This is a genomic window from Bradyrhizobium sp. USDA 4474 (genome assembly GCF_054057515.1).
Window position 1 is genome coordinate 1,732,102 of sequence record NZ_JBSRZJ010000002.1, and the last position, 25,500, is coordinate 1,757,601.

A 25,500-nucleotide genomic window follows, 5' to 3' on the forward strand; every position below is an offset into this window, starting at 1 on the left:
GCAATGATGATGTGGAGAGACCTCAGGCCTCGCCGCGCAACCAGGCCTTCACCCTCTGCAACAGGCCGGGCCGCGGCTCATCGACCGAATCAGCCTCAGCCGGCGTCAGGGTCTGCACGACCGCATCCATGTTGTCGGCCGCCAACGTCGTCGTCGGCTCCGCCGGGGGTGACGGTGCGAGCCGGGCCGCCGCGATCGCGATCGGGCCGACCTCGGTGAGAAAGGCGCGCTCATATTCGCGCGACAGACGCGCGAGCGCGTCGTCCAGCGTCACCCAGTCGACCGCCTTGATGTCGTTCATGAGCTTGCGGACTTGGCCGCCCACGGCCTCCATCCGCCAGAAGTGCACGATCTTGGATCGGCCACCCGACTGGTAGCCGAGCGTGCCCAGAAATTCGTGGATGGCAACGTCGTGGCCGGTCTCCTCCAGCACCTCGCGGTGCGCCGCCTGTTTCGGCGTCTCGCCGTCGTCGAGCTTGCCCTTGGGCAGAACCCACTCATTGCGCTTGCGCTGGCGCACGATGGCGATCAGCGGCGTGTCGCCACGCCGCAGCAGCACAATACCACCCGCCGCCATCACCGGCGCTCGTGCCATCACCAAGTCCGTAGCATCGAAATCGTCCCCGGCGACGATATAGGCGGCGGGGACGGCGGATTGAAGGCTAGCTTCTTCTCAGCAGCGCTTGACCGGCACGGATGCGCGTCCCTTCGGCAATGCCGTCGCAGAATGAAAAGTCGCCCGGCGCGAGGATGATGATGGTCGAGCCGTGCTCGAACCAGCCGAGCTCCTCGCCCTTGGTCACGTTGACGTCGCAGGGGAAATTGACCGGGCCCTTGGTCTGCGCGTTCAGCACCATGTCGAGGAAGTGCAACCGGATGCTGGCGACCAGGATCGCCGCGACCGGCACCAGCGTGACCGCCTCGCCGCTCGACAAGTGCGTGCGGATCACGGCGCGCTCGTTCTTGCAGAACAGCCGCTCCACCCGCTTCAGCGCGATCGGATTGACGTTCCAGACGTCGCCGTGGATCAGCGTGACCCGCTCGACACGCGCATCGTAAGGCGCGTGGAAGCGGTGATACATGCTCGAGGTCAGCCGCAGCGTCACGAAGCTGCCGTTGCGGTGCTGCTCGGCCAGCGCGGGATCGCCGAGCAAATCGAGCAGCGAATAGGGCGCGCCCTTGACCTGGAACAGCTCGGTATCGGCGATCCGGCCATGAGCGCCGACGATGCCGTCGGAGGGGCTCGCGATGACTGAGGCATCCGGATCGAACGGACGGAGGCCAGGCTTCAGCTCACGCGTAAAGCAGTCGTGCAAGCTCGTGAAATGGGTCTTGCGCGCCTCCGACAGATCGAGGTCGGAGAACAGCTTCCACAGCGCGATGGAGCCGTCCCGCACCAGCGGATTCCTGATCTTGGAGAACCAGCCCATGAAGCGGGTCAGCGCCGCGCGAGGGATGCGGTTGGTCAACAGGAAGTTGAGATCTTCCTGCTGGGTGAAAGAGGCGATGAGGGCCTTGACTGTCATGAATCTGTCAGCTCGCAGTATTAGCGCTTGTTGTCATGGAAACGACACTCCCGATTCTCTCGATGTCCGTGGCCGCCGCAGCCTCCGCTGCCGCCGTCCTCCCGAAGATCAAGGCGCGGGTCGAATTGTCCCGCGCCAAGCATCGCTCGCTCGCCGGGCACTCCAAGATGTCGCGCCGGGTGGCAAAGCTGCTGCCGTTCTACGAGTTCGAGGGCGATCGCTATTTCGGCTGCGACGGCGCGCCTGACGACGTGGTGAAGCAGCGCAAGGACGCCTTCTTCCGTCTCGCAAGCCTCTACGCCGAGCGCTACCCCAGGGGCCGCGCGATGACGAAGGAAGCGGCCGAAACGATCTCCGACCTCAACTTCACCGAAAGCTACCGCGTGCCGTTCCAGTTCTCGCGTCTCGTCCGCGAGCACCTGGGCACTTCGACCTTCATGGAATCCTCGAGCGGCGTCACCGTCACTGACGTCGACGGCAACACGTCCTACGATCTCACGGGGTCCTACGGCGTCAACATCTTCGGCAATGACTTCTACAAGGAGTGCATCGAGGGCTCCGAGAAGCGGGCGCATGCGCTCGGTCCGGTGCTCGGCCCCTACCACCCCGTCATCCTCGAGAACGTGCAGCGGCTGTGCCAGATCTCCGGCCTCGACGAAGTCTCGTTCCACATGTCCGGCACCGAGGCCGTGATGCAGGCGGTACGGCTCGCACGCTACCACACCAAGCGCACGCATCTGGTTCGTTTCGCCGGCGCCTATCACGGCTGGTGGGGGGACGTGCAACCCGGCGTCGGCAATCCGCTTCCCGCGCACGAGACCTACACCCTCTCCGAGATGTCGGAGAAGACGCTGCACGTGCTGCGCACACGCAAGGACATCGCCTGCGTGCTGGTCAATCCGCTGCAGGGGCTGCACCCGAACGGCAACGCGCCGGGCGATTCCTCGCTGGTCGATTCCTCCCGCGGCGGCAGTTTCGACCGCGCGGCGTATACCGAGTGGCTGAAGAAGCTGCGCGAGGTCTGCACCGAGCGCGGCATCGTCTTGATCTTCGACGAGGTCTTCGTCGGCTTCCGTCTCGCCGCCGGCGGCGCCCAGGAATATTTTGGTATCAAGGCCGACATGGTGACCTACGGCAAGAGCCTCGCCGGCGGCCTGCCGGTCGGCGCGGTCTGCGGCAGGAAGGATCTGATGCGCCGCTTCCGCGACGATCGTCCTGCCGACATCTGCTTCGCCCGCGGCACCTTCAACTCGCATCCCTATGTCATGACGGCGATGGACGAGTTCCTGAGCCGGCTCGCCTCGCCGAACTTCCGCGCCATCTATGACGGCCTGGACGCGACCTGGAACGGCCGCGTCGAGCGGCTCAACAAGATGATGCGTGATGCCAAGCTGCCGGTGCAGTTCGCCAACCTCTCGTCGATCTGGACGGTCAAATACACCACACCGTCCCGCTACAACTGGTTGCTGCAATATTACCTGCGTGCCGAAGGCCTGGCGCTGAGCTGGGTCGGCACCGGCCGGCTGATCTTCAGCCTCAACTACACCGACGCGGACTTCGGCGAGGTCGCCGACCGCTTCGTCCGCGCCGCTGAAAAGATGAAGGCCGACGGCTTCTGGTGGCACGACGGCGCGCTCACCAACAAGACCATCAAGCGGCAGATTTTGAAAGAGATGCTGGCCAAGCGCTTCGGAGGCTGAGACGAGCTTCTCCGACGCCGTCATGGCCCGGCATGGCCGTCCAAAGGACGGCGTCGCTTCCGCTCGCCCATGCTCGGCCATCCGCGCGTTTCCACGCGACGGCAAGAAGACGTGGATGCCCGGGACAAGCCCGGGCATGACGCAGATCATGGACATTTGCGTTCTGGGCAGATGCCGTATCAGGCGTGCTGCTCTTCGAGGTCGGGCTCGCCGATCAGACCCAGCGTGTGCTCGGGGTTGAGATGCAAGCCGGGGTCCATCAGTTCGCCGCGCATCAAAGCGAGCGGCGCGCTACGATAGAGCATCAAATCGTGGAAGGGGTCGGTCAGGATCTTGGTCATCCAGACCAGGCCGGTCTCGACATCGCGGATGAAGAACAGTTGCACGGTCCGGAACAGAAGACCGCCGCCGCCGATCACGAGCCAGATCTTCGCCACCTGGCGCATGAAGTCGGCAGCGCTCGCCCACGGCGTGAACAGGCCGAGCAGCGTGGGATCGACGAACAGCACCAGCGGGGACGCCGCCCAGATCGCCATCAGCACCACCTTGCGCTGAAGGTTGTAGCCGACCTTGATGTCTTCCTTGTACTCGTGCGTCGCCTGGTTGATGTGGTCGTAGTCATGCGGCTCGAAGAAGAAGTGACCGGCCTGGCGCGAGGTCATCGAGACCAGCCAGCCGACCAGCGCAGAGATCATGGGATCGACGAACAGCCAGAGATAGGCAAAGAGGAAGCTCAGCGCGCTGACGAAGTGCAGGCTCTGATTGATGCGGCTGTGATGATAATAGCGATGGTCGTCCCAGCGCTGGATCCGCAGCTGTTCGAGGTAATTCTTGATCATGCTCTCCCCCAAAATGCTTTCGGGTTCCGGATTTACAGGGATTCGATGTAGGTCGTGTGACATCATCATTTTGTCATGTGACGATGTGCAGCGACGCGGTGACGGACGCGAACGCGTGAGCGGCGGCAGCCTCGACTCACGCCGCCTTGGCGATGTCGACCTTGCGGAAGCGCACCAGCGAGAAATGACCGAGCGGCGGAATCAGGCGGCGTTCCGCGAGCTCGATTCCCTCAGCGCCGGCCAGCCATTTGGCATAGCGCGACCAGGCGAACTCGGCGGTGCGGAAGCCGAGCGGACGCACCACCGGCTGCAGCTTCTGCTCGATGAAACGGCGCATGCCGGTGTCGGCGCTGACGCGGGTGAGGATGATCAACTCGCCGCCCGGACGCAGCACGCGGGCGAATTCGTCGAGCGCCTTCTCCGGGTTCGGCACGGCGGTGACGACGTACTGCGCCATCACGACATCGAAGGAATTATCGGGGAATTCGAGCTTCTCGGCGTCCATCACCGCAAGGCCCTCGACGTTCTTGAGGCTGCCTTCGCGAACGCGGCGGCGGGCCTTGTCAAGCATCGCGTCCGAAATGTCGGTGCCGAAGATGCGCAGATGCGGAGCGTACAGTGGCAGCGAAATGCCGGTGCCGACGCCGACTTCGAGCACGCGGCCGCCGATCTTGTTGGTGGCTGCGATCGCGGCCCGGCGGCCCTTGGCGAACACGCCGCCGAACACGAGATCGTAGACGGGCGCCCAGCGGTCGTAGGCCTGCTCGACCGAGCCACGGGTAAGGTCGAGCTGCTGGGTGCCGTCAAGGTTCATGATCTTAGCCATCGATGAGGTTCTCGCTGTGGGTCAAAAATATGGATCAGCCGCGCACCGGCCGCCGCGCCACGCGAGGCGAAGCGCGCAAGGCACGGCTGGGCTGGAGTGAGGTGAGATTGCCGACGAACTGGCGCGCGCTGTTCTCCCAGGAGCGCTCCAGCGCGAAATTGCGGCAGGTCTCCCGCGACATGGTGAGCGCGCGCAAGCACGCGGCGCGCAGATCATTGTCGATCGCACCGATCGGATGATCGGCGATGACGTCTTTCGGACCCGTCACCGGAAACGCGGCGACGGGCGTACCGCAGGCGAGCGCCTCGAGCTGCACCACGCCGAACGTATCGGTGAGGCTCGGGAACACGAAGACATCGGCGGCGGCGAGATGCGCGGTCAGATCGGCGCCGTTCTTCTCGCCGAGGAAAACGGCTTCAGGATATTTCTTCTCCAGCGCCGGCTTCTGCGGGCCATCGCCGACGACGACCTTGGTGCCGGGCAGGTCGAGCGAAAGAAACGCTTCGAGATTCTTCTCGACCGCCACGCGGCCCATGGTCATGAAGATCGGGCCCGGCAGGTCGAGCCTGGCCGGAGCGTCAGGGTGGAACAGCTCGGTGTTGACGCCGCGCCCCCAGAAGCCGAGCCGCCTGAAGCCGCGACCTGCGAGCTCCTGCCGCAGCGACGGCGTCGCCACCATGGTCAAGGCTGCGGCATCGTGGAAGTGACGCAGCACGGCATAGCCGACGCTCGCCGGGATGCCGGTCCGCACCGAAACATATTCCGGAAAGCGCGTCGTATAGGACGTCGTGAACGCGAGGTGGTTGCGGCGACAATAGGCACGCGCGGCCCAGCCGATCGGGCCTTCGGTCGCGATGTGCAGGGCTTCCGGCGCGGACCTCTCGATGCGCCGCGCGATCTCCTTGCCGCTCGGCAGCGCGATGCGCAGGCCCGGATAGGTCGGCAGCGGCCAGGACCTGAAGCCGTCAGGCGTCAGGAAGTCGATCTCGACATCGAGGGCCTTGGCGGCCGCAGCGAGCGAGGTCAGCGTCCGGACCACTCCGTTGACCTGCGGATGCCAGGCGTCGGTCGCGATTAATACCCGCATGGGGAAATCCCGAGAGTTTGATGATTCTCGGCTTAGGACCATCAACCACGGATATTTCAGGCGTGTGACGTCACAGAAGTGTCGGCCCGCTGTTTTGTTCGTTAACAGCCCGGCCGGGCCACGAAACCGTCATGAAACAATCCTTGCCGCGACGAAACCGTTTTCGGTTTTCGGCGCAAAGCTCCCGAAACTTCTTTCCATTAGTGATTTAGCCAACGGAGCACCGAAACGGTGCCGCGGTGATCTCTCGACACCGAGCAAACAGGGGCGACCAATGTTCAATCTGGATACGTTCAAGAGCTATTCGCGCGCCGTTGCCGTCAACGCAGTGGCTGTGACCGCAATCGCGTTTGCCGGCCCGGCCAAAGCCGCGCCCGTGCAGCTGTTTCCGTTCTTCCAGCCGCTGCCGGCGATGACCGCCCCGCAGCCGCTTCAGCCTTATCAGCCCTATCAGGCACCGACCTACCAGACCGCACCGTCCGAAGATCAGGATGCCGTGGAGATGCCGGCGCGCTTCCGCCGCCAGACCGTTTCCTATGCGACGCGCGAGGCGCCGGGCACCATCATCATCGATACGCCCAATACCTATCTTTATTACGTGCTGGGCAACGGCCAGGCCATCCGCTACGGCATCGGCGTCGGCCGCGACGGCTTCACCTGGTCGGGCACCCAGTCGGTGACGAAGAAGGCGGAGTGGCCGGATTGGACCCCGCCGCCGGAAATGATTCAGCGCCAGCCCTATCTGCCGCGCCACATGGCCGGCGGCCCCGGCAACCCGCTCGGCGCCCGCGCCATGTATCTCGGCGGCACCGTCTACCGCATCCACGGCACCAACGCCCCCGACACGATCGGCAAGCACGTCTCCTCCGGCTGCATCCGCCTCACCAACGACGACGTCTCCGATCTCTACTCCCGCGTCAGCGTCGGCACCAAGGTGGTCGTGCTGCCGATGACCGAGCGCCGCGCGGAGCTTCGGTAACGCGCCGCGAACGAGCTTGAGGACCAACGGCCCCGGCAAGACCGGGGCCGTTCCGTTTGGTGTCGTGGCTGTCCAGCCTTCACTTCCGGCCCGAGAGCAGCCGCAGCCATGCCGCGGAATGAAACGCGCTCATCAGGAGATACATCGGCACCATCCCGCCCAGCGACAGGCCGTGCCCGGCGGAGCAGAGCATGTCCGCCGGGCCGCCGCTGAAGGCGGCGGTCAGCACGGCCATGATCGCGAACGTTGGGGTGGCCGCAAGGCCCAGCCATCGGACGAGGTGGGCTGTGGCCTCGCGGCGATCGCGGCCGGCGCCGGCGGAATGGACGGTGCTCACTGCGCGCCCTTGGCGCGAAGCGCGATCTCGCCGGCGTCCGAAACCTCGACCCATTTCTTGTCCGGCGCGCTATCGGCTTCGTAATTGTCGTTCCAGTTCCACCATTTGTACGTCGGCGTCTGCGGATAGCCTGCCGGCGAGTCCTCCCAGACCTCCTGGCGGCCGAGCGGCGTGATGTCGAGATAGTTCCAGGTGCCGCCCATCTGCTCGTCGCCGCGGCTCTTGATCAGATAGGTGCGGAAGATGCGGGTCCCGTCGCGGAAGAACACGTTGGTGCCGTGCCACTCGCCGACGCCGAAATCGGCATCGAAGCTGTCGGTGATGGTGACCCATGGAATGTTCCAGCCCATCCGCGCCTTCAGCCTGATGATGTCGGCTTGCGGTGCGCGCGAGGCAAACACCAGCGTGGTGTCGCGGGCATTCAAATGCGAGACATGGGCGACCTGGTCGGCCACCATGGAGCAGCCGCGGCAGGCATGGTCGGGCCAGCCGAACACGCCCGGCTCGAAGAAGGCCCGGTACAGGATCAGCTGGCGCCGGCCCTGAAACAGATCGAGCAGACTGGCCTTGCCCTGGGGCACCTCGAATGCGTAGGTTTTGGTCACTTCCATCCACGGCATGCGCCGGCGTTCGGCGGCGAGTGCGTCGCGGGCACGGGTATGCGCCTTTTCCTTCACGAGCAGCAGCTGGCGGGCAGCCTCCCACTCCTCCGGCGACACCACGGGCGGTGTTAGCATGGCGGGCTGTCCGTTCGTCGCTGCCTTGTCTGCTGATGTCATCATGGCTCTCCAAATCTCTCGCTCGCCGCACATCGTCGGCCCTGGGAGAGTTCTCGCACCTGATGGCGGCACGGTGGGAGTAACAAGTGTGGCGGGATTTTCATGGACTCGCTGATCACGGCCGCCGCGCGGGCGTTGGAGGCCGGCGATCCGCTCGGCGCCCTGAACCGCGTGGCGTTGCGCAACGATGCGCCGTCGCTGGCGCTGCGCGGCATCGCGATGGCCCAGCTCGGCGATCTCGCGAAAGCCAAAACGCTGCTGCGCAGCGCCGCGCGCGCCTTCGGTCCGCGTGAGGCGGTCGCGCGCGCGCGGTGCGTGGTGGCCGAAGCCGAGATCGCGCTGGTCTCGCGCGACCTGAATTGGCCGGCGAAGACGCTCACGGCGGCGCGGGCGACGCTCGCGAGCCATGGCGATCTCGCCAATGCCGCTCACGCCGGTCATATCGAGGCTCGCCGTCTCGTCCTGCTCGGGAGGATCGACGAGGCCGAACGCATCATGGGCGAACTCGGCGGCGCCGCGCTCCCGCCCGCATCCCGGGTCGTTCGCGAGCTCGTGGTCGCCGGCATCGCCATCAGGCGGTTGAAATCGAAAGACGCGCGCGCGGCGCTCGACCTGGCGGCTCGCGCCGCGAGGCAGGCTGACATCCCGGCGCTGGTGGCCGAGGTCGACGGCGCGAGGCTCGTCCTCGACACGCCGGCCGCACGCCTGATCGCGCGCGGCAGCGAACACCCGTTGTTGCTCGGCGAGGTCGAGAGGCTGGCAACCTCGACCGCGCTCGTCGTCGACACCTTCCATCATGTCGTGCGCAGGCAAGGCACGGCCGTGTCACTGGGAACGCGGCCGGTGCTGTTCGCGCTCGCCCGGCTCCTGGCGCAAGCCTGGCCCGCGGACGTCTCGCGCGAGGCGCTGATATCAGGCGCTTTCCAGGCCAGGCACGTCGATGAATCGCACCGTGCCCGCTTGCGCGTCGAGATCGGACGGCTCCGGACTGAGCTCAAGCCGCTGGCCGACATCAGCGCGACCAAGCAAGGGTTCGAACTGGCGCCGCGCAGGACCCGCGACGTGATCGTGCTGGCGCGCCCCGTCGAGGAGAAGCACGCCGCAGTGCTCGCCTTTCTCGCCGACGGCGAGCCATGGGCAAGCTCGGCGCTGGCGCTCGCGCTTGGCATGAGCGCACGCACGGTGCAGCGGGCGCTCGAGGAGCTCGCCCGATCGAACAAGGTGCAGTCGTTCGGACACGGCCGGGCGCGGCGCTGGATGACGCCGCCAGTTCCGGGTTTCCCGACAGGCTTGTTACTCCCCGGACCGCTGCTCAAGACTTAAGATGTGAACCGCCGCACAAGGACCATGCCATGAAGCGATCAGCCGCCGAGATCATCCGCGAGTACGGGCCTTTCGACGGCGTCGAGGCCGTGCATGGCGTCAGCTATGACGGCAGCCAGGTCTGGTTCGCGTCCGGCGACAGGCTGAGTGCGGTCGATCCTGACAGCGGCAGGATCACCCGCTCGCTCGATGTCGCCGCGCATGCGGGAACGGCGTTCGACGGCCGTCATCTGTTCCAGATCGCCGAGGACCGCATCCAGAAGATCGACGCGGCGAGCGGCGCGATCCTCAGCACGATCCCGGCGCCCGGCGGCGGCGGCGATTCAGGATTGGCCTGGGCCGAGGGCTCGCTCTGGGTCGGGCAATATCGCGAGCGCAAGATCCACCAGATCGACCCTGACAGCGGCAGGATTCTGCGCACCATTGAAAGCAAGCGGTTCGTGACCGGGGTGACCTGGGTCGACGGCGAGCTCTGGCATGGCACATGGGAGGGCGAGGACAGCGACATCAGGCGGATCGATCCTGATACCGGCAAGGTGCTCGAGCAGCTCGACCTGCCGGAGGGGACGATGGTTTCAGGGCTGGAATCGGACGGCGGCGATCGGCTCTTCTGCGGCGGCGGCGCCAGCGGCAAGGTACGCGCGGTCCGCCGCCCCGGGCGCAGCTAGCTTTGATGAGCTGTCGACGATGTCGTTCCTCGCCAAATGACCGAAACCGGGCTGACCACGTCGCTCGATGGCGGCAAATATTAGGAAGCCCCGCGCTGGCATGACGGGCGGCTCTGGTTCGTCGACTGCCTGGCGCGGACGCTGCTGAGGGACCTAGGCGAATGCCGCACGCATGCGACGGGCTACCTCTGAGAGACAGGCCGCCGCCATTAACTCATCCGCCGCAATTCCACCCCATCCGTGCGCTCTAGCGCCCTGCTCGCCTACCCTGTAAAATCCTCACCGCGGCGGCTTGGGGGATTGATGCGTCCGACACTGAACTTGAAGACTGTGCTGATCGCCATTGGCGTGCTCGCGGCGTCGTTCTTGATCAGCCTGAAGGCGATGGACCTGTTATCGCCGCGCGCGACCAATTCCGCGCCGCCGGTCGCAGAGCTGCCGCCGTTGCCGCCGGCGTCGAAAAGCTCGATCGTGGTGGCGCCGGTCACGATCGCGCTGTCGGCGATCCGCGAGCAGGCCGAGAAGGCCTCGCCGCGCAATTTCGCCGGCAAGGCCGAGAACCCGGCCTCGCAGATCCTGCAAGACGCCGATATCGGCTGGACCGCCGCGCGCGGGCCGATGTCGGTGACAGGCGACAAGGACGTGCTGACGCTGTCGACCCCGATCACCGGCAAGCTGAACGTGACAGGATCGCTGTCGGGGAAGGCCACCGGCGCGCTCGGCGACGCGCTCGGCAGCGTGCTCGGCGGCGACGCGGCGAAACGGATCGGCGCGATCAACATCAAGAATTTGAACGCCAGCGCCGAGATCAAGGGCAACGTCGTCGTCACCTCGCGCCCGAAGCTCGCGGCCGCCTGGCATCTCGAGCCCAATATCGGCGCGCAGGTCAATCTCGGCGACACCAATCTCTCGGTCGCCGGCGCCAAGGTCAACGTGCCGGCCCAGGTGAAGCCGCTGATCGACAAGACGGTCAACGATCAGCTCAACGTCGTTGCCGAACGCATCCGCAACGACCCCAGCCTGCGCGAGAACGCGAGGGTGCAATGGGCCAAGGCCTGCCGCTCGATCCCGCTGCAAGGCAGCGGCTCCTCGGCGGCGCTGCCGCCGCTCTGGCTCGAGATGAAGCCCACCCGCGCGATCGCGGCGCAGCCCCGCGTCGACGCGCAGAATGTGACGCTGCTGCTGGGCCTCGAGGCCGAGACGCGCGTGACCTCGACCCAGACCAAGCCGGACTGCCCGTTCCCCGACAAGATCTCGATCGTGCCGCCGACCGGCACCGGCGTGAACATCGGCGTTCCCATCGACGTCCCCTTCACCGAGATCAACAAGCTGATCGCGGCGCAAATGGTCGGCCACACCTATCCCGAGGACGGCTCCGGTCCGGTCGAGGTCACCGTGAAGAGCGTCAACGTCGTACCGTCAGGCGATCGGCTCTTGATCTCGCTGCTGGTGCGCGCCAAGGAGAAGAAGAGCTGGCTCGGGCTCGGCGCCGAGGCGACCGTGCACATCTGGGGCCGGCCGATGCTCGACCAGGAGCAGCAGACGCTGCGGCTCGCCGACATCCAGCTCGCGGTGGAATCCGAAGCGGCGTTCGGCCTGTTAGGGGCCGCCGCCCGCGCGGTGGTGCCGCAGATGCAGCAGGCGCTGGTGCAGAAGGCGACGCTCGATCTGAAGCCGATCGCCGCCAACGCGCGCGAGAAGATCGCGGCCGTCATCGCCGACTTCCAGAAGAGCGAGGACGGCGTCAGGGTCGAAGCCGTCATCAGCAGTCTCACGCTGGCCGACATCGCCTTCGATTCCAAGACGCTGCGCGTGGTCGCGGAAGCCGGCGGCACGCTGAATGTGGCCGTGACGAAGCTGTCGGGGATGTAGTGCAGTTCGATGCACGGAATCCGCGCGGCCCGTTATCGCTTGCGCCGCTGGCATTCTCGTTGGAGGATGCTAAGCTGATCGTCGTAACCTCGAACGAGGTGCTCACAGCTTTTTAGGGGACACTGCGGGACATGGAAGCCGGCATCGTCACATCTGCGCCGGCATTGGTGCGCTTTTCCGGCATTCAGAAAACCTACGATGGCGAGCACCTCGTGGTGAAGAACCTCGATCTCGACATCAGGAAGGGCGAGTTCATCACCCTGCTCGGCCCGTCGGGCTCGGGCAAGACGACCACGCTGATGATGCTGGCGGGCTTCGAGGTCCCCACCCGGGGCGAGATCTATCTCGCGGACCGGCCGATCAAGAACGTGCCGCCCCACAAGCGCGACATCGGCATGGTATTCCAGAACTATGCCCTGTTTCCGCATCTGACGATCGCGGAGAATATCGCTTTCCCGCTCTCCGTGCGCAACACGAGCAAGGCCGAAACGCAGGACCGCGTCAGCGCGGCGTTGCGCATGATCAAGATGGAAACCCTGGCGCAGCGGCGGCCCGGGCAGCTCTCCGGCGGCCAGCAGCAGCGCGTGGCACTCGCCCGCGCGCTGGTTTTCAATCCGCAGCTGGTGCTGATGGACGAGCCGCTCGGCGCGCTGGACAAGCGCCTGCGCGAGCAGATGCAGCTCGAGATCAAGCAGCTGCACGAGACGATGGGCATCACAATCGTCTACGTCACCCACGACCAGAGCGAAGCGCTCACCATGTCGGACCGCATCGCCGTGTTCAACGACGGCATCGTCCAGCAGATCGACAGGCCAGACGCGCTCTATGAGCATCCGGTGAACAGCTTCGTCGCCCACTTCATCGGCGAGAACAACGTGCTGACAGGCACCGTCGAGACCGTCGACAAGCAATATTGCCGCGTCGCGCTTGATGGTGGCGGGGCCGTGACTGCGCGGGCCGTCAATGTCCCGGGCGCGGGCGCATCGACCTCGCTGTCAGTGCGGCCGGAGCGGATCAACATTGTCCCTGATGGCAGCTCCAGCGACGGAGCGAACCGGCTGCCGGCCAGGGTGCAGAACACCATCTATCTCGGCGACCACGCGCTCGCCGTGCTCGACGTCGCGGGGAATGCCGAGTTCATGGTCAAGGTTCAGCCGGGCGCGCATGACCGCCTGAGACCCGGCGAGACCATATTCATCACTTTCCGCCCCGAGGACTGCCTGGCCCTCGATCCCGTCTGATCCATCCATCAACCTCAACGCAACGCAACGCATATGAAGAAGGAACAAACACGATGCTGAAGCGCAAGATTGGCAAGATTGCTCTGGGTTTCGCCGCGGCGTTCAGCGCCAGCGCTGCGCTGGCTCCGGTCGCGCAGGCGCGCGACCTCACCGTCGTCTCGTGGGGCGGCGCGTATCAGGACGCCCAGAAGAAGGTCTATTTCGAGCCGTTCAAGAAGGCATCGGGCATTCCGATGAACGACGAGTCCTGGGATGGCGGCGTCGGCGTGCTGCGCGCCAAGGTGCAGGGCGGCGCCGCCACCTGGGATCTCGTCCAGGTCGAGAGCGACGAGCTTGCGGTCGGCTGCGAGGAAGGCCTGTACGAGAAGCTGGATTATTCCAAGATCGGCGGCGAGGCCGCCTATATTCCGCCGGCGGTCAATCCCTGCGGTGTCGGCGCCATCCTCTATGATTTTGTGCTCGGCTACGACAAGGACAAGCTGAAGGACGCACCGAAGGGCTGGGCGGACTTCTTCGACACCAAGAAAGTCCCGGGCAAGCGCGGCCTGCGTCAGGGCCCGAAGACGACACTCGAGATCGCCCTGATGGCCGACGGCGTCGCACCGAAGGACGTCTACAAGGTGCTGGCGACCGACGAGGGCGTCGACCGCGCGTTCAAGAAGCTCGACACCATCAAGGGCGACATCGTCTGGTGGAAGGCCGGCGCCCAGCCGCCGCAACTGCTCGCCTCCGGCGAGGTGGCGATGACCTCGGTCTACAATGGCCGCATCGACACCGCGAACAAGAACGAGAAGAAGAATTTCGGCATGGTGTGGGACGGCGCCCTCTTCACCATCGACAGCTGGGTGATCCTGAAGGGCAGCCCGAACAAGGACGCGGCTTACAAGTTCCTGGACTTCGCAGGCAAGGCGGAGAACCAGTCGAAATTGTCGGAGAACATCGCCTATGGCACGTCGAACAAGGACGCAGCCGGCCTGTTGCCGGCCGCCGTTCTGAAGGACCTGCCGACCGCGCCTGACAACATCAAGAACGCAGTCGAGATCAACGTGGCCTTCTGGCTCGAGAACATCGACAAGCTGACCGAGCGCTTCAACAAATGGGCCGCGAAGTAGCGCGGCCGCGTGGCCCAGGCGAAGAAGCGCGCTCCTTCGCCTGGGCCTCTTGCCTGAAATGATCACCGCATGACAGTAGCGTCCCTGACCGCCACCGATGCCGGGACTAGCGTGCCGCTCAAGCGCCGCCTGAAGCGGGCGGAGCGCGCGCGCCAGTTCAAGGCCCTCGCACTGGTCGTGCCCCTGCTGCTGTTTCTGCTGTTCACCTTCGCCGGACCCATCGCCGGCATGCTGTGGCACGCGGTCGATGACCGCGAGGTGCGGCAGGTTCTGCCGCAAACGGTCGCGGCTCTCGCCAGCTGGGACGGCAAGGATCTGCCGGACGAAAAGACCTATGCGGCCCTGGCAAGCGACATCCAGGCCGCCCGCGCCGCCGGCACCGTTGCGATCGCGGCCAAGCGGCTCAACTACGCCCAAAACGGTTTTCGCACCATCCTCACCAGCACGGCGCGCAATCTGAAGACAATGCCGGAGCCGGGCACGGCCAAGGAGACGCTGGGCAAGATCAACGCAGCCTGGCGCGACCGCGCCACCTGGACGACGATCAAGGGGGCCAGTGGCCCGGTGACCGGCTTCTATCTGCTGGCGGCGCTCGACCTTGTCAGGAACGTCGACGGCGCGATCGTCGCGGCCCCGCCGGATCAGGCGATCTACCGCGAGGTTTTCGCCCGCACCTTCCTCATCAGCCTCGGTGTCACGGCGCTGTGCCTGATCCTCGGCTTTCCGGTCGCCTATTTGCTGGCGACGCTGCCGCCGGGGCGGTCAAACCTGTTGATGATCTTCGTACTGCTGCCGTTCTGGACCTCGCTTCTGGTCCGGACCTGCGCCTGGATCGTGCTGTTGCAAAGCAAGGGCGTCGTCAACGACAGCCTGCACTGGCTTGGCATCATCGATGAGCCGTTGCGCCTGATCTACAACCGCTTCGGCGTCTGCGTGGCCATGACCCACGTTCTCCTGCCATTCATGATCCTGCCGCTCTACAGCAGCATGAAGGCGATCTCGCCGGCCTATATGCGCGCCGCAGCCTCGCTCGGTGCGCCACCCCTCACCGCCTTCCTGCGGATCTACCTGCCGCAGACGCTGCCCGGCATCGGCGCGGGGAGCCTGCTCGTCTTCATCCTGGCGCTCGGCTACTACATCACGCCGGCCCTCGTCGGCGGCGCAGCCGACCAGATGATCAGCTACTTCATCGCGCTCTACACCACCGAAACAGCCAATTGGGGCCTTGCTTCGGCGTTGGGCGCGGTGCTGCTGCTCGCCACAGTTCTGCTCGCGCTCGTCTACGGCAAGCTGGTGCAGGGCCAGCAGGTCACGGGAGGAATGAAGAATTGAGCGACACCGCTTCCCTCCGCACGCCCAGCCAGCGCATCGCCTGGACCGCGACGATCTTGATCTCCACGCTGGTGTTCATTTTCCTGATCACGCCGATCCTTGCGATCATGCCGCTGTCCTTCAGCTCCGGTTCGTACCTCACCTATCCGCTGCCGGGCCTCTCCTTGCGCTGGTACGACGACTTCATCAGCTCGCCGCGCTGGATGAATTCGTTGAAGAACAGCATGATCATCGGCGTCGCCTCGACCGCGCTGTCGATGGTGCTCGGCACGCTCGCAGCCCTTGGGCTCGCGCAATGGAAGAGCCGGTTCAAACCGCTGGTGCTGGCTTTCGTGCTGTCGCCGGTCGTCGTGCCCGGTGTCATCACCGCGGTCGGTCTCTATTTCTTCTTCGCGCCGATCGGACTGACCGGCAGCTATCTCGGCCTGATCCTGGCTCACACCGCGCTCGCCACGCCCTTCGTGGTGATCACGGTCGGCGCCACGTTGCAAAGCTTCGACACCAACCTGGCGCGTGCCGCCGCCTCGCTCGGCGCCTCGCCCCTCGAAGCGTTCCGCCGCGTAATTTTGCCGCTGATCCTGCCGGGCCTCGCCTCAGGCGCACTGTTCGCCTTCGCGACCAGCTTCGACGAGGTGGTGATCGTGCTGTTCATGGCGGGACCGGAGCAGCGCACCTTGCCACGCGAAATGTTCAGCGGCATCCGCGAAAACATCAGCCCGACCATCACGGCCGCGGCGGTGATTTTGACGACGGTCTCGGTCATCCTGCTTGCCACATTGGAAGGCCTGCGCCGGCGCAACGAGAGGCTCAGGAGTGGCGAAGGCTGAACGGGAGGCGCCGCTACTCGCTCTCCCGCTTGCAGCGAGAGGCGAAGGGAACACCGTGGCTCTCTCCTTATTTCCTAGCCCTCCGCATGCCTCCCTGCCTTTGCCCGCGCGACCGTTTCTCGCTACAACGGTCCCCGCAAACAAGCCCCGAACAACAACGCTGAGGGAGAAACGACATGCAAAAACTCATCGCCGCGGTCACGGCCGGCTTCGCCATCGCCGCCACCTGCGGCACGGCGCAGGCGCAGATTTCCGATAACGTCGTCAAGCTCGGCGTGCTCACCGACATGTCGAGCCTTTATGCCGACGCGACCGGCAAGGGCTCGCTCGCCGCTGTCGAGATGGCGGTGGCGGATTACGGCGGCAAGGTCGCAGGCGTGCCGATCGAGATCGTGTCCGCCGATCACCAGAACAAGCCCGACGTCGGCGTCAACATCGCCCGCAACTGGTACGACAACGACAAGGTGGACGCGGTCATGGACGTGCCGACGTCCTCGGTGGCGCTGCCGATCTCGGCGCTGACGCGCGAGAAGAACAAGATCAACATCAATTCCGGCGGCGGCTCCTCCGACATCACCGGCGTGGCCTGCTCACCCAACACGGTGCACTGGACCTACGACACCTATGCGTTGTCGAACGTCGCCGGCAAGGCGATGGTGAAGCGCGGCGAGGATACCTGGTTCTTCATCACCGCCGACTACGCCTTCGGCATGGCGCTCGAGCGCGACGCGGCCAACGTCGTCAAGGAGAGCGGTGGCAAGGTGCTCGGCGACGTCCGGCATCCGCTCAATTCCTCGGACTTCTCCTCCTTCCTGCTCCAGGCCCAGGCCTCCAAGGCCAAGGTGGTCGCGCTGGCGGATGCCGGCGGCGACACCACCAATGCGCTGAAGCAGGCGGCCGAGTTCGGTCTCACGCAAGGCGGACAGAAGATGATCGCGCTGCTGCTGGAAATCACCGACGTCCACTCCCTCGGCATCAAGGCAACCCAGGGCCTGATCGTCACGGACGCGTTCTACTGGGACAGGGATGACGAGACGCGCGCCTTCTCGAAGCGCTTCAACGACAAGGTCGGCCACATGCCGACCATGATCCAGGCCGGCCTCTATTCAGCGACCATGCACTATCTGAAGGCGATCGAAGCCATCAAGACCGATGAAGCGCCGAAGGTGATGGAGCAGATGCGCAAGACGCCGGTCAACGACTTCTTCGCCAAGAACGGCAAGATCCGCATCGACGGCCGCATGGTCCACGACATGTATCTGTTCGAGGTGAAGAAGCCGGAAGAGTCCAAGGGCGACTGGGATCTCTACAAGCTGATCGCCACCGTCCCCGGCGACGAAGCCTTCCGCCCGCTCGACAAAGGCGGCTGCCCGCTGGTGAAGTGAGAAAAAGACACGACAGCGCGCCCGGTGACGAACCGGGCGCGCTTCGCTTTAGGCACTCACGTGATCCTATTTACTCCGAGTACTTGAACTCGGGCATGTTCTTCAGCTGGTCCTTGGTCGCGTTGAACACGGCGTGATCAGGATACCACTTGGACGATGAGCTGCTCGTGGTGGTCGCCGTCTTTTCGGTGCCGGTCGCAGCACCGGTGGTCGTGGTCGCAGCCGGCTTGGCGTTCGGGTTCGTCGTGGTGCTGGTTGAGGCCACGGCCTCATTGACGAATTTCAGCTTCTCATAGGGCACGGCGACGAGATGCTCGCCCATGCCGAGGAAGCCACCGACGCCGATCACGGCGATCTTGACGTTGCCGCTCTTGTCCATCAGCAGATCGTTGATCGAGCCGATGTTCTCGTTGGCATCGTTATAGACCTTGATGCCGTCCATCTTCGATGTACGCCATTCACCGGACGTACTCGTCGCCGGGGTGGTCGCGGTCGAAGCGGTGGGCGCCTTGTCGGTGGTGGAGGGATTTTGCGCAAACGCAACGGTCGCAAGCAAAGCGGTGCCGGCAAGGCCGGCGGCGATTGATTTGATCAACATTGTTGTCCTCTCCTTCAGCAGAAAACTTGTGCGGAGAGAACAGCCACGGCCACGCCCAGTTCCTCGCGTGCGGCAATTTCGTTGCCCCATCGCTTGCACCTCGCGGCGGTGCGGCGCGAAGAAAGTTCCTGCTCAGGAACGTGGGGACGACGGTTCCCCGCCGACGATCATGCGCCCCGGGATGAAGCATGTTCGCGGCGAGGAACGCGCCGACCTGGGTCGCGCAGGTCAGCTCCTGTCGTCGATCAGCAGCGCCGAAAAATCCGAACTGTTCGACGAGCCCGTCGCGCTGCCATTGGCGCCGTAGGACGAGCGCGATGATTGCGACTGCTGCAGCGCCTGGAGAAACTGCTCGAGGATCTTGGCCGTGCTGCCGTCGGTGGAGTTGCTGCTCGTCGGATCCGTCGACGACGAATCCGAAGAGCCGTGCTGGAAAGCGTGCTGTCGCTCTTGCGCAACGACCGCAAGATCGAAGCGATCACGCTGGTCGATATCGCCAGCACGCTGCAGCTCATTGCCGACCAGTTCGGCGACATGGGCCACGTCGTGCACTATGACGGCCCTTCATCGGCGACGGCCGCCGCGCGCCCCGACGATCTGCATCGCGGCGTCACCAATCTGGTCGAGAACGCCGTGCGCTTCGGCGCCGAGGTGACGATCCGCCTCGACGTATCAGACACCAGGCTCGTCATCGACGTCGAGGACGACGGCCCCGGCATTTCGGACGCGCGCAAGCACGAGATGCTGGAGCCGTTCGTGCGCGGCGACGACGCGCGCACGATGGACGATTCCACCGGCTTCGGCCTCGGCCTGTCGATCGCGCGCGCGATCGCGCTCGCCCATGGCGGCGAGCTGTCGCTGCACGACGGCCAGCCGCACGGGCTGATCGTGCGGATGCAATTGCCTGTTCGGCAGCAGCCGCGGCTGGCTGCGTAGGCATGATCGGGAAAGCGTGAAGCGGCTTTCCGGAACGATCATGCCCTCTTAAGGCAACTCAGGCTGCGAGCGGCGGATATTCGACGGCGGGCTCGTCGTAGATCGCGATGGCCTCGAACCGATAGTTGCAGGCGTGGCATGTCCAGAGATAGGACACTCGCCCTTCGCCCTGCTCGATCCAGTCGGGTTGCGCGATCGGCGCGCCGCATTGTGCGCACGGGTTCTGCGTGGGGATGTCGCCGATTTCTGCTCGGGTCATGGACGTCCTCCCGAATGCTGCTTAGGGATTTTTGGGCGAATGCAGGAATGGACAGACCTGCTGTCGCGTCCTGCACTCCGCCGGCGCTGAACCTAACCCAGGTTTGAGTCGTAAAAACGACGGCTCGGCGAAAATCACCGCTGGCGGCGTTTCGCCACATCATCGCCGTGTTCCCACGGCCTAAAGCGCATGGGTGCAGGTCCGTTCGGCTGAGGAACATTTAAATGAAAATCTTACGCGTCGCCGCCTTCATTGCGGCCGGACTGGTGTCGCCGCAAGCCGCATTCGCAGGCCAGGCCGAATACGCCGAGATGGTCGCGATGCATGCGCACGCCAACGGCGTGCCGGAGGCGCTGGTGCATCGCGTCATCATGCGCGAGAGCCGCTATCAGCCGGGCCTGGTCGGCCATGGCGGCACCATCGGGCTGATGCAGATCAAGCTCGCGACCGCCCGCGGCCTCGGCTACACCGGCGATGCCGCCGGCCTGCGCGACCCCAACACCAATCTCACCTATGCGGTGAAATATCTCGCGGGCGCCTACCACGCCGCCAATGGCGACCACGACCGCGCCGTGCGCTATTTCGCGGGCGGCTATTACTACGCTGCAAAGCGTCAGCGGCAGGAGATGGTGCAACAGGCGAGCTTCGAGACGAGCAACCAGGCCTGGCTCGAGCCCAATGGCAATCCGCAGCCGATGTTCGGCACCGTGCCGCACCGGAAGCTCGCCGATCACCTCCGCAACGCGCGGGCGCAGGCGCCCAACCGCTAGCCACCGTCATGGCCGGGACGAGCCCGGGCATGACGACCGATAACGCGTTGACACAGGCCCCCACAAGCCTACATTAGAGCCGTTCCGAGGGGTGCTCCGAGGAGGAGCTGAGATACCGCTAAACGGGCAAGCCTGCACTTCAGCAAGCCTGCCCAGGACCGCGGTGACCCTTTGAACCTGATCCGGGTCATGCCGGCGAAGGGACAGGGATGTTACAGACGACCAAGCGAGCGGATTCACCGGTATCCATCATCGGCGCAGGCATTGCGGGCGCGTGGCAGGCGCTGTTGTTCGCGCAGGCCGGCCATGCCGTGACGCTCCACGAGCGCGGTGACGCCGCCATGGCCGGTTCCACCAGCCATTGGGCGGGCGGCATGCTCGCGCCCTATTGCGAGGCGGAGGTCGCCGAACCCGTCATTTCCAGGCTCGGCCTGCGCTCGCTCGACATATGGCGGCGCGAGCTGCCGGATACGCCCTTCAACGGCTCGCTGGTCGTCGCCCATCCGCGCGAGCGCAGCGACTTCGAGCGCTTTGCCCGGATGACCGAGGGGCACCGCCGGCTTGATGCCGCAGGCCTTGCCGCGCTCGAGCCGTCGCTGGAGGGCCGCTTCCGCGATGCGTTGTTCTTCCCGGCCGAGGGTCATGTCGAGCCGCGCCGCGTGCTGCCGAAACTGCACGCGCGCATCGTCGCCGCCGGCGGCACCATCAGGTTCGGCAGCGATGTCAGCGCCAACGATCTCGCCAACCTTGATCCCGAAGGCCTGGTGATCGACTGCCGCGGCCTGTCCGCGCGCGACGAGCAAAGCGAGCTGCGCGGCGTCAAGGGCGAGATGATCCTGATCGAGACCAGCGAGGTGCAGCTGGCGCGCCCGGTCCGCCTGATCCATCCGCGCTGGCCGCTCTACGTGATCCCGCGCGAGGACAATCTGTTCATGCTGGGCGCGACCTCGATCGAGACCGAGGATACCGGCGTCAGCGTCCGCTCCGCGCTGGAGCTCTTGGGCGCGGCTTATGCCGTGCATCCGGCGTTCGGCGAGGCGCGCATCGTCGAATTCGGCTCGGGCCTGCGCCCGGCATATCCGGACAATTTGCCGCGCATCGGCGTGCGCGGCGGCAAGATCAGCGTCAACGGGCTCTACCGCCACGGCTTCCTGCTTGCCCCCGCGCTTGCCGAGCTGACGCTCGCCTATGTCGAGCGCGGCCAGATCGACAATGAGGTGATGCAATGCGCGTGATCGTGAATGGTGAGCAGCGGGAGATAAACTCGGCCAGCGTCGACGCGTTGCTCTCGGAGCTCGACTACGAGGGCACCCATTTCGCCATCGCGCTGAATTACGACGTCGTGCCGAAAAGCCGCTGGGCCGAGACCCACCTCAAGGCCGGCGACGAGATCGAGATCATCACGCCGCGGCAGGGAGGGTGAGGAAGATGCAGCTCGCGCCCCACACTCAGCTGTCATCGCCCGGCTTGACCGGGCGATCCAGTACGCCGCGGCTTCGCGATTCCAGCCGCGCCGCCGCGGAGTACTGGATCCCCGCTTTCGCGGGGATGACACTGTCATTCAAGGAGACACCTCGGACATGGTGACCTTCTACGGCAAAACCTTCGCCTCCCGCCTGCTGATCGGCAGCGCGCTCTATCCCTCGCCCGCGATCATGCAGGACGCGATCCGCGCCTCCGGCTCGAACATCGTCACGGTGTCGTTGCGGCGTGAATCCGCCGGCGGCAAAACGGGCGACGCGTTCTGGAAGCTGATCCGCGAGCTCGACGTATCAGTGCTGCCGAACACCGCCGGCTGCCGCAGCGTGCGCGAGGCCGTGACCACCGCCAAGCTCGCACGTGAATTGTTCGGCACGACCTGGATCAAGCTCGAAGTCATCGCCGACAACGACACGCTGCAGCCTGACGTCATCGGCCTCGTCGAAGCCGCCACCATCCTGATCAAGGACGGCTTTGAAGTGTTCCCCTATTGCACCGAAGACCTCTCGGTCGCGAACCGGCTGGTCGATGCCGGCTGCAAAGTCGTCATGCCCTGGGCAGCTCCCATCGGCAGCGCCAAGGGCATCATCAACCGCGATGCGCTGAAGCTGCTGCGCGAGCGGCTGCCCGACATCACGCTCGTGGTCGACGCCGGCATTGGCGCGCCGAGCCACGCCGCCGAAGCGCTCGAGCTCGGCTACGACGCCGTGCTGCTCAACACCGCGATCGCCAAGGCCGCCGATCCCGTCGCGATGGCGAAAGCCTTCCGCCTCGGCTGTGAGGCCGGCCGCACCGCCTTTGAGGCTGGGCTGATGAACGCCCGCGACTTCGCCTCCCCCTCCACCCCTGTCGTTGGGACCCCGTTCTGGCATGCCGTATCCTGATCGCAACGCGTATCCTGATCGCAACGCGTATCCTGATCGCTACGCGTATCCTGATCGCTTCTATCCCGTCGTCGACAGCCTCGCCTGGGTCGAGCGCCTGACCAAGCTCGGCGTCGGCACCATCCAGCTGCGCGCGAAAAATCTCGACGACGCGCAGGCCTTGCAGATCGTCACCGACGCGCTGGCGATCACGCAAGGCACGCAGGCCAAGCTGGTGGTGAACGACTATTGGCGCGCCGCGATCGTCGCCGGCGCAAAATATCTGCATCTCGGCCAGGAGGATCTCGCCGACGCAGACCTCGAGGCCATCCGCGAGGCCGGCCTGTCGCTCGGCATCTCCACCCATGACGACGAGGAGCTCGCGACCGCGCTGAAGGCAAAACCGGACTACGTCGCGCTCGGTCCGATCTTCTTCACCACGCTGAAATCGATGCGTTTCGAACCGCAGGGCATTCCGAAGATCACGGAATGGAAGAAGCGCATCGGCGACATCCCGCTGGTCGCGATCGGCGGCATCAAGTTCGAGCACGCCGCGGAGATCTTTGCCGCGGGCGCGGATTCCATCGCGGTGGTCAGCGACGTCACCCAGAACGCCGACCCCGATGCCCGCGTACGGCAGTGGCTCGGCCAGGCTACGGAGGCAGCATGATGCATGTCCGTCCCCATTTGATCCGTCACCCTGAGGTGGCCCGCTTCTTCAGCGGCCCTCGAAAGGCGACGGCCCGGCTCTTTCATCCTTCGAGGCACGCAAGTGCGCGCACCTCAGGATGACGACAGCGACAGCATTCATACCAATTAGAAGGAGGATCCCATGAACATCCGCTCCAATCCCGACAAGACCGTCCCCGCCGTCACCACCGGCCCGCTTCCCTCCTCGCGAAAAATCTTCGCCTCGCCCGACGCCGCGCCCGATCTGCGCGTGCCGCTGCGCGAGATCATCCTGTCGGAAGGTGCCGGCGAGCCGAACCTGCCGGTTTACGACACCTCGGGCCCCTACACCGATCCATCCGTGACCATCGACGTGAACGCCGGCCTTCCCCGCAACCGCAAGCAGTGGGTACTGGAGCGCGGCGGTGTCGAGGAATATGAGGGCCGGCAGATCAAGCCGGAGGACAATGGCAGCGTCTCCACCGACAACGCCGCGCGCGCGTTCAGCGCCTATCACAAGCCCTTGCGCGGCCTCGACGGCCACAAGATCACGCAGCTCGAATTCGCCCGCGCCGGCATCATCACCAAGGAGATGATCTACGTCGCCGCACGCGAGAACCTCGGCCGCAAGCAGCAGCTCGAGCGCGCCGAAGCCGCGCTGGCCGATGGCGAGAGCTTCGGCGCCGCGGTGCCCGCCTTCATCACGCCGGAGTTCGTGCGCTCAGAGATCGCGCGCGGCCGCGCCATCATCCCCTCCAACATCAACCACTCCGAGCTCGAGCCGATGATCATCGGCCGCAACTTCCTGACCAAGATCAACGCCAATATCGGCAACTCGGCGGTGACCTCGTCGGTCGAGGAAGAGGTCGAGAAGATGGTGTGGGCGATCCGCTGGGGCGCCGACACCGTGATGGACCTCTCGACGGGGCGCAACATCCACACCACCCGCGAATGGATTTTGCGCAACGCGCCCGTGCCGATCGGCACGGTGCCGATCTACCAGGCCCTGGAGAAGTGCAACGGCGATCCCGTGAAGCTGACCTGGGAGCTCTACAAGGACACGCTGATCGAGCAGTGCGAGCAGGGCGTCGATTATTTCACCATCCACGCCGGTGTCCGCCTGCAATACATCCACCTCACCGCCAGCCGCGTCACCGGCATCGTCAGCCGCGGCGGTTCGATCATGGCGAAGTGGTGCCTGGCGCATCACAAGGAAAGCTTCCTCTACACGCATTTCGACGAGATCTGCGACCTCATGCGCAAGTATGACGTCTCGTTCTCGCTCGGCGACGGCCTGCGTCCCGGCTCGATCGCGGACGCGAATGACCGCGCGCAATTTGCCGAACTCGAAACGCTCGGCGAATTGACCAAGATCGCATGGGACAAGGGCTGCCAGGTCATGATCGAAGGCCCCGGCCACGTGCCGATGCACAAGATCAAGATCAACATGGACAAGCAGCTGAAGGAGTGCGGCGAAGCGCCGTTCTACACGTTGGGACCGCTGACCACCGACATCGCGCCGGGCTATGACCACATCACCTCGGGCATCGGTGCGGCGATGATCGGCTGGTTCGGCTGCGCCATGCTGTGCTACGTGACGCCGAAGGAGCATCTCGGCCTGCCCGATCGCAACGACGTCAAGACCGGCGTCATCACCTACAAGATCGCGGCCCACGCCAGCGATCTCGCCAAGGGCCACCCCGCCGCGCAACTGCGCGACGACGCCCTCTCCCGCGCGAGATTCGAATTCCGCTGGACCGACCAGTTCAACCTCGGCCTCGACCCCGATACCGCAAAAAGCTTCCACGACGAAACCCTGCCGAAGGAAGCCCACAAGGTCGCGCATTTCTGCTCGATGTGCGGCCCGAAATTCTGCTCGATGAAGATCACGCAGGACGTGCGCGACTACGCGGCGACGCTCAACGATCCGAACAGCGTGGGCATGTCGATGGCCGGCACCGCCGAAGACGGCATGGCCAAGATGAGCGCGAAGTTCAAGGAGATGGGCGAGAGCTTGTATCTCGATGCCGAGAAGGTGAAAGAGAGCAATCGGGTGTTGTGAGGGGAACTCTGCACTTACTCAAACCGAGGTC

26 protein-coding genes, 1 pseudogene and 1 riboswitch are annotated in these 25,500 nt (G+C 65.1%); of the genes and pseudogenes, 18 read left to right on the plus strand and 9 right to left on the minus strand.

All coding sequences use genetic code 11. The features are described from left to right. Positions 1-22: 22 nt before the first annotated feature. Together ACVW16_RS09970 and asd are read right to left on the minus strand one after the other, a co-directional pair. Positions 23-595 (minus strand): NUDIX hydrolase, encoded by a 573-nt coding sequence (locus tag ACVW16_RS09970; RefSeq protein ID WP_456699069.1) that lies wholly within the window; start codon positions 593-595, stop codon positions 23-25. Between the two features lie 67 nt (positions 596-662). Next, on the minus strand, positions 663-1,526 hold the full coding sequence (gene asd / locus ACVW16_RS09975) for an archaetidylserine decarboxylase (RefSeq protein WP_456736030.1): 864 nt from the start codon (positions 1,524-1,526) through the stop codon (positions 663-665). Positions 1,527-1,561: 35 nt separating this feature from the next. Here asd and ACVW16_RS09980 point away from each other — a divergent pair, with 35 nt between their 5' ends. Continuing rightward, positions 1,562-3,226 carry an aminotransferase class III-fold pyridoxal phosphate-dependent enzyme gene (locus ACVW16_RS09980; RefSeq protein WP_456736031.1) on the plus strand — a complete coding sequence of 555 codons (1,665 nt, stop codon included), beginning with the start codon at positions 1,562-1,564 and terminating at the stop codon, positions 3,224-3,226. A 179-nt stretch (positions 3,227-3,405) separates the two neighbouring features. On the opposite strand, the gene ACVW16_RS09985 is transcribed toward ACVW16_RS09980, so the two are convergent. The 3 genes from ACVW16_RS09985 to ACVW16_RS09995 all read right to left on the minus strand — a co-directional run bounded on the left by ACVW16_RS09985 (position 3,406) and on the right by ACVW16_RS09995 (position 5,978). After that, positions 3,406-4,065, minus strand: a complete 660-nt coding sequence (locus ACVW16_RS09985; protein WP_456736032.1) for a hypothetical protein — start codon at positions 4,063-4,065, stop codon at positions 3,406-3,408. 136 nt (positions 4,066-4,201) lie between these two features. Then, positions 4,202-4,891, minus strand: coding sequence for a methyltransferase domain-containing protein (locus ACVW16_RS09990; RefSeq protein WP_456699073.1), 690 nt, complete (start codon positions 4,889-4,891; stop codon positions 4,202-4,204). A gap of 34 nt (positions 4,892-4,925) precedes the next feature. Beyond that, the gene (locus tag ACVW16_RS09995) at positions 4,926-5,978 is read right to left on the minus strand and encodes a glycosyltransferase family 4 protein (RefSeq protein WP_456736033.1); all 1,053 of its coding nucleotides are present in this window, start codon (positions 5,976-5,978) and stop codon (positions 4,926-4,928) included. A gap of 274 nt (positions 5,979-6,252) precedes the next feature. Here ACVW16_RS09995 and ACVW16_RS10000 point away from each other — a divergent pair, with 274 nt between their 5' ends. Next, a complete protein-coding gene (locus tag ACVW16_RS10000) occupies positions 6,253-6,957 on the plus strand; it encodes a L,D-transpeptidase (RefSeq protein ID WP_456736034.1) in 705 nt (234 codons plus the stop codon). A gap of 79 nt (positions 6,958-7,036) precedes the next feature. Here ACVW16_RS10000 and ACVW16_RS10005 read toward each other — a convergent pair whose 3' ends face one another. Both ACVW16_RS10005 and ACVW16_RS10010 read right to left on the minus strand, forming a co-directional pair. Beyond that, positions 7,037-7,294 (minus strand): hypothetical protein, encoded by a 258-nt coding sequence (locus tag ACVW16_RS10005; RefSeq protein WP_456699076.1) that lies wholly within the window; start codon positions 7,292-7,294, stop codon positions 7,037-7,039. After that, positions 7,291-8,076, minus strand: a complete 786-nt coding sequence (locus tag ACVW16_RS10010) for a DUF899 domain-containing protein (RefSeq protein WP_456699077.1) — start codon at positions 8,074-8,076, stop codon at positions 7,291-7,293. Before ACVW16_RS10010 ends, ACVW16_RS10005 begins: the two co-directional genes overlap by 4 nt. Positions 8,077-8,175: 99 nt before the next feature. On the opposite strand from ACVW16_RS10010, the gene ACVW16_RS10015 reads away from it, so the two are divergent. The 8 genes from ACVW16_RS10015 to ACVW16_RS10050 all read left to right on the plus strand — a co-directional run bounded on the left by ACVW16_RS10015 (position 8,176) and on the right by ACVW16_RS10050 (position 17,833). Then, positions 8,176-9,396, plus strand: coding sequence for a helix-turn-helix domain-containing protein (locus ACVW16_RS10015; RefSeq protein ID WP_456736035.1), 1,221 nt, complete (start codon positions 8,176-8,178; stop codon positions 9,394-9,396). A gap of 29 nt (positions 9,397-9,425) precedes the next feature. Beyond that, the gene (locus ACVW16_RS10020) at positions 9,426-10,064 is read left to right on the plus strand and encodes a Vgb family protein (protein ID WP_456699079.1); all 639 of its coding nucleotides are present in this window, start codon (positions 9,426-9,428) and stop codon (positions 10,062-10,064) included. Positions 10,065-10,367: 303 nt separating this feature from the next. Further along, positions 10,368-11,936, plus strand: coding sequence for a DUF4403 family protein (locus ACVW16_RS10025; protein WP_456736036.1), 1,569 nt, complete (start codon positions 10,368-10,370; stop codon positions 11,934-11,936). A 131-nt stretch (positions 11,937-12,067) separates the two neighbouring features. Next, positions 12,068-13,177, plus strand: a complete 1,110-nt coding sequence (locus ACVW16_RS10030; protein ID WP_456736037.1) for an ABC transporter ATP-binding protein — start codon at positions 12,068-12,070, stop codon at positions 13,175-13,177. A 53-nt stretch (positions 13,178-13,230) separates the two neighbouring features. Next, positions 13,231-14,289 (plus strand): ABC transporter substrate-binding protein, encoded by a 1,059-nt coding sequence (locus tag ACVW16_RS10035; RefSeq protein ID WP_456736038.1) that lies wholly within the window; start codon positions 13,231-13,233, stop codon positions 14,287-14,289. A 69-nt stretch (positions 14,290-14,358) separates the two neighbouring features. After that, complete coding sequence (locus tag ACVW16_RS10040; RefSeq protein ID WP_456699083.1) at positions 14,359-15,621, plus strand: ABC transporter permease; 1,263 nt, start codon at positions 14,359-14,361, stop codon at positions 15,619-15,621. After that, a complete protein-coding gene (locus tag ACVW16_RS10045) occupies positions 15,618-16,448 on the plus strand; it encodes an ABC transporter permease (protein WP_456699084.1) in 831 nt (276 codons plus the stop codon). Before ACVW16_RS10040 ends, ACVW16_RS10045 begins: the two co-directional genes overlap by 4 nt. 176 nt (positions 16,449-16,624) lie before the next feature. After that, positions 16,625-17,833: an ABC transporter substrate-binding protein gene (locus tag ACVW16_RS10050; protein ID WP_456699085.1), complete on the plus strand. Its 1,209-nt coding sequence runs from the start codon at positions 16,625-16,627 to the stop codon at positions 17,831-17,833. Between the two features lie 70 nt (positions 17,834-17,903). On the opposite strand, the gene ACVW16_RS10055 is transcribed toward ACVW16_RS10050, so the two are convergent. Then, entirely contained in the window at positions 17,904-18,431 is a 528-nt protein-coding gene (locus tag ACVW16_RS10055) for a PRC-barrel domain-containing protein (RefSeq protein ID WP_456699086.1), read from the minus strand. A 181-nt stretch (positions 18,432-18,612) separates the two neighbouring features. On the opposite strand from ACVW16_RS10055, the gene ACVW16_RS10060 reads away from it, so the two are divergent. Both ACVW16_RS10060 and ACVW16_RS10065 read left to right on the plus strand, forming a co-directional pair. Then, positions 18,613-18,738, plus strand: a complete 126-nt coding sequence (locus ACVW16_RS10060; protein WP_456736039.1) for a hypothetical protein — start codon at positions 18,613-18,615, stop codon at positions 18,736-18,738. 17 nt (positions 18,739-18,755) lie between these two features. After that, positions 18,756-19,367 (plus strand): annotated as a pseudogene (locus ACVW16_RS10065) (sensor histidine kinase); the annotation flags it as partial. A 58-nt stretch (positions 19,368-19,425) separates the two neighbouring features. On the opposite strand, the gene ACVW16_RS10070 reads toward ACVW16_RS10065, so the two are convergent. Continuing rightward, positions 19,426-19,626, minus strand: coding sequence for a hypothetical protein (locus ACVW16_RS10070; RefSeq protein ID WP_456699090.1), 201 nt, complete (start codon positions 19,624-19,626; stop codon positions 19,426-19,428). Positions 19,627-19,850: 224 nt separating this feature from the next. On the opposite strand from ACVW16_RS10070, the gene ACVW16_RS10075 reads away from it, so the two are divergent. The 6 genes from ACVW16_RS10075 (at position 19,851) to thiC (ending at position 25,469) form a co-directional block, all read left to right on the plus strand. Continuing rightward, entirely contained in the window at positions 19,851-20,396 is a 546-nt protein-coding gene (locus ACVW16_RS10075; protein ID WP_456736040.1) for a transglycosylase SLT domain-containing protein, read from the plus strand. Between the two features lie 77 nt (positions 20,397-20,473). Next, a riboswitch (TPP riboswitch) is annotated at positions 20,474-20,617 on the plus strand. After that, complete coding sequence (locus ACVW16_RS10080) at positions 20,606-21,631, plus strand: FAD-dependent oxidoreductase (RefSeq protein WP_456736041.1); 1,026 nt, start codon at positions 20,606-20,608, stop codon at positions 21,629-21,631. Its footprint overlaps the riboswitch before it by 12 nt. Beyond that, positions 21,622-21,819, plus strand: a complete 198-nt coding sequence (gene thiS / locus ACVW16_RS10085) for a sulfur carrier protein ThiS (protein WP_092228243.1) — start codon at positions 21,622-21,624, stop codon at positions 21,817-21,819. Before ACVW16_RS10080 ends, thiS begins: the two co-directional genes overlap by 10 nt. Positions 21,820-21,976: 157 nt before the next feature. Further along, a complete protein-coding gene (locus tag ACVW16_RS10090) occupies positions 21,977-22,759 on the plus strand; it encodes a thiazole synthase (RefSeq protein ID WP_456736042.1) in 783 nt (260 codons plus the stop codon). Next, complete coding sequence (locus ACVW16_RS10095) at positions 22,746-23,408, plus strand: thiamine phosphate synthase (RefSeq protein WP_456736043.1); 663 nt, start codon at positions 22,746-22,748, stop codon at positions 23,406-23,408. Before ACVW16_RS10090 ends, ACVW16_RS10095 begins: the two co-directional genes overlap by 14 nt. Before the next feature lie 162 nt (positions 23,409-23,570). Beyond that, on the plus strand, positions 23,571-25,469 hold the full coding sequence (gene thiC, locus ACVW16_RS10100; protein ID WP_456699095.1) for a phosphomethylpyrimidine synthase ThiC: 1,899 nt from the start codon (positions 23,571-23,573) through the stop codon (positions 25,467-25,469). Positions 25,470-25,500 lie beyond the last annotated feature (31 nt).

Excerpts from the sequence above, each read along its gene's own strand:
- ACVW16_RS10090 (WP_456736042.1), top strand. The coding sequence starts at position 21,977 with ATGGTGACCTTCTACGGCAAAACCTTCGCCTCCCGCCTGCTGATCGGC.
- ACVW16_RS10000 (WP_456736034.1), top strand. The coding sequence starts at position 6,253 with ATGTTCAATCTGGATACGTTCAAGAGCTATTCGCGCGCCGTTGCCGTC.
- ACVW16_RS10025 (WP_456736036.1), top strand. The coding sequence starts at position 10,368 with ATGCGTCCGACACTGAACTTGAAGACTGTGCTGATCGCCATTGGCGTG.
- thiC (WP_456699095.1), top strand. The coding sequence starts at position 23,571 with ATGAACATCCGCTCCAATCCCGACAAGACCGTCCCCGCCGTCACCACC.
- ACVW16_RS10010 (WP_456699077.1), bottom strand. The coding sequence starts at position 8,076 with ATGATGACATCAGCAGACAAGGCAGCGACGAACGGACAGCCCGCCATG.
- thiS (WP_092228243.1), top strand. The coding sequence starts at position 21,622 with ATGCGCGTGATCGTGAATGGTGAGCAGCGGGAGATAAACTCGGCCAGC.
- ACVW16_RS10080 (WP_456736041.1), top strand. The coding sequence starts at position 20,606 with ATGTTACAGACGACCAAGCGAGCGGATTCACCGGTATCCATCATCGGC.
- ACVW16_RS10060 (WP_456736039.1), top strand. The coding sequence starts at position 18,613 with ATGAAGCATGTTCGCGGCGAGGAACGCGCCGACCTGGGTCGCGCAGGT.
- ACVW16_RS09990 (WP_456699073.1), bottom strand. The coding sequence starts at position 4,891 with ATGGCTAAGATCATGAACCTTGACGGCACCCAGCAGCTCGACCTTACC.
- ACVW16_RS10075 (WP_456736040.1), top strand. The coding sequence starts at position 19,851 with ATGAAAATCTTACGCGTCGCCGCCTTCATTGCGGCCGGACTGGTGTCG.
- ACVW16_RS10055 (WP_456699086.1), bottom strand. The coding sequence starts at position 18,431 with ATGTTGATCAAATCAATCGCCGCCGGCCTTGCCGGCACCGCTTTGCTT.
- ACVW16_RS10035 (WP_456736038.1), top strand. The coding sequence starts at position 13,231 with ATGCTGAAGCGCAAGATTGGCAAGATTGCTCTGGGTTTCGCCGCGGCG.
- ACVW16_RS10015 (WP_456736035.1), top strand. The coding sequence starts at position 8,176 with ATGGACTCGCTGATCACGGCCGCCGCGCGGGCGTTGGAGGCCGGCGAT.
- ACVW16_RS09980 (WP_456736031.1), top strand. The coding sequence starts at position 1,562 with ATGGAAACGACACTCCCGATTCTCTCGATGTCCGTGGCCGCCGCAGCC.
- ACVW16_RS09970 (WP_456699069.1), bottom strand. The coding sequence starts at position 595 with ATGGCACGAGCGCCGGTGATGGCGGCGGGTGGTATTGTGCTGCTGCGG.
- ACVW16_RS10020 (WP_456699079.1), top strand. The coding sequence starts at position 9,426 with ATGAAGCGATCAGCCGCCGAGATCATCCGCGAGTACGGGCCTTTCGAC.
- ACVW16_RS09985 (WP_456736032.1), bottom strand. The coding sequence starts at position 4,065 with ATGATCAAGAATTACCTCGAACAGCTGCGGATCCAGCGCTGGGACGAC.
- ACVW16_RS10040 (WP_456699083.1), top strand. The coding sequence starts at position 14,359 with ATGACAGTAGCGTCCCTGACCGCCACCGATGCCGGGACTAGCGTGCCG.
- ACVW16_RS09995 (WP_456736033.1), bottom strand. The coding sequence starts at position 5,978 with ATGCGGGTATTAATCGCGACCGACGCCTGGCATCCGCAGGTCAACGGA.
- ACVW16_RS10070 (WP_456699090.1), bottom strand. The coding sequence starts at position 19,626 with ATGACCCGAGCAGAAATCGGCGACATCCCCACGCAGAACCCGTGCGCA.
- ACVW16_RS10095 (WP_456736043.1), top strand. The coding sequence starts at position 22,746 with ATGCCGTATCCTGATCGCAACGCGTATCCTGATCGCAACGCGTATCCT.
- ACVW16_RS10030 (WP_456736037.1), top strand. The coding sequence starts at position 12,068 with ATGGAAGCCGGCATCGTCACATCTGCGCCGGCATTGGTGCGCTTTTCC.
- asd (WP_456736030.1), bottom strand. The coding sequence starts at position 1,526 with ATGACAGTCAAGGCCCTCATCGCCTCTTTCACCCAGCAGGAAGATCTC.
- ACVW16_RS10050 (WP_456699085.1), top strand. The coding sequence starts at position 16,625 with ATGCAAAAACTCATCGCCGCGGTCACGGCCGGCTTCGCCATCGCCGCC.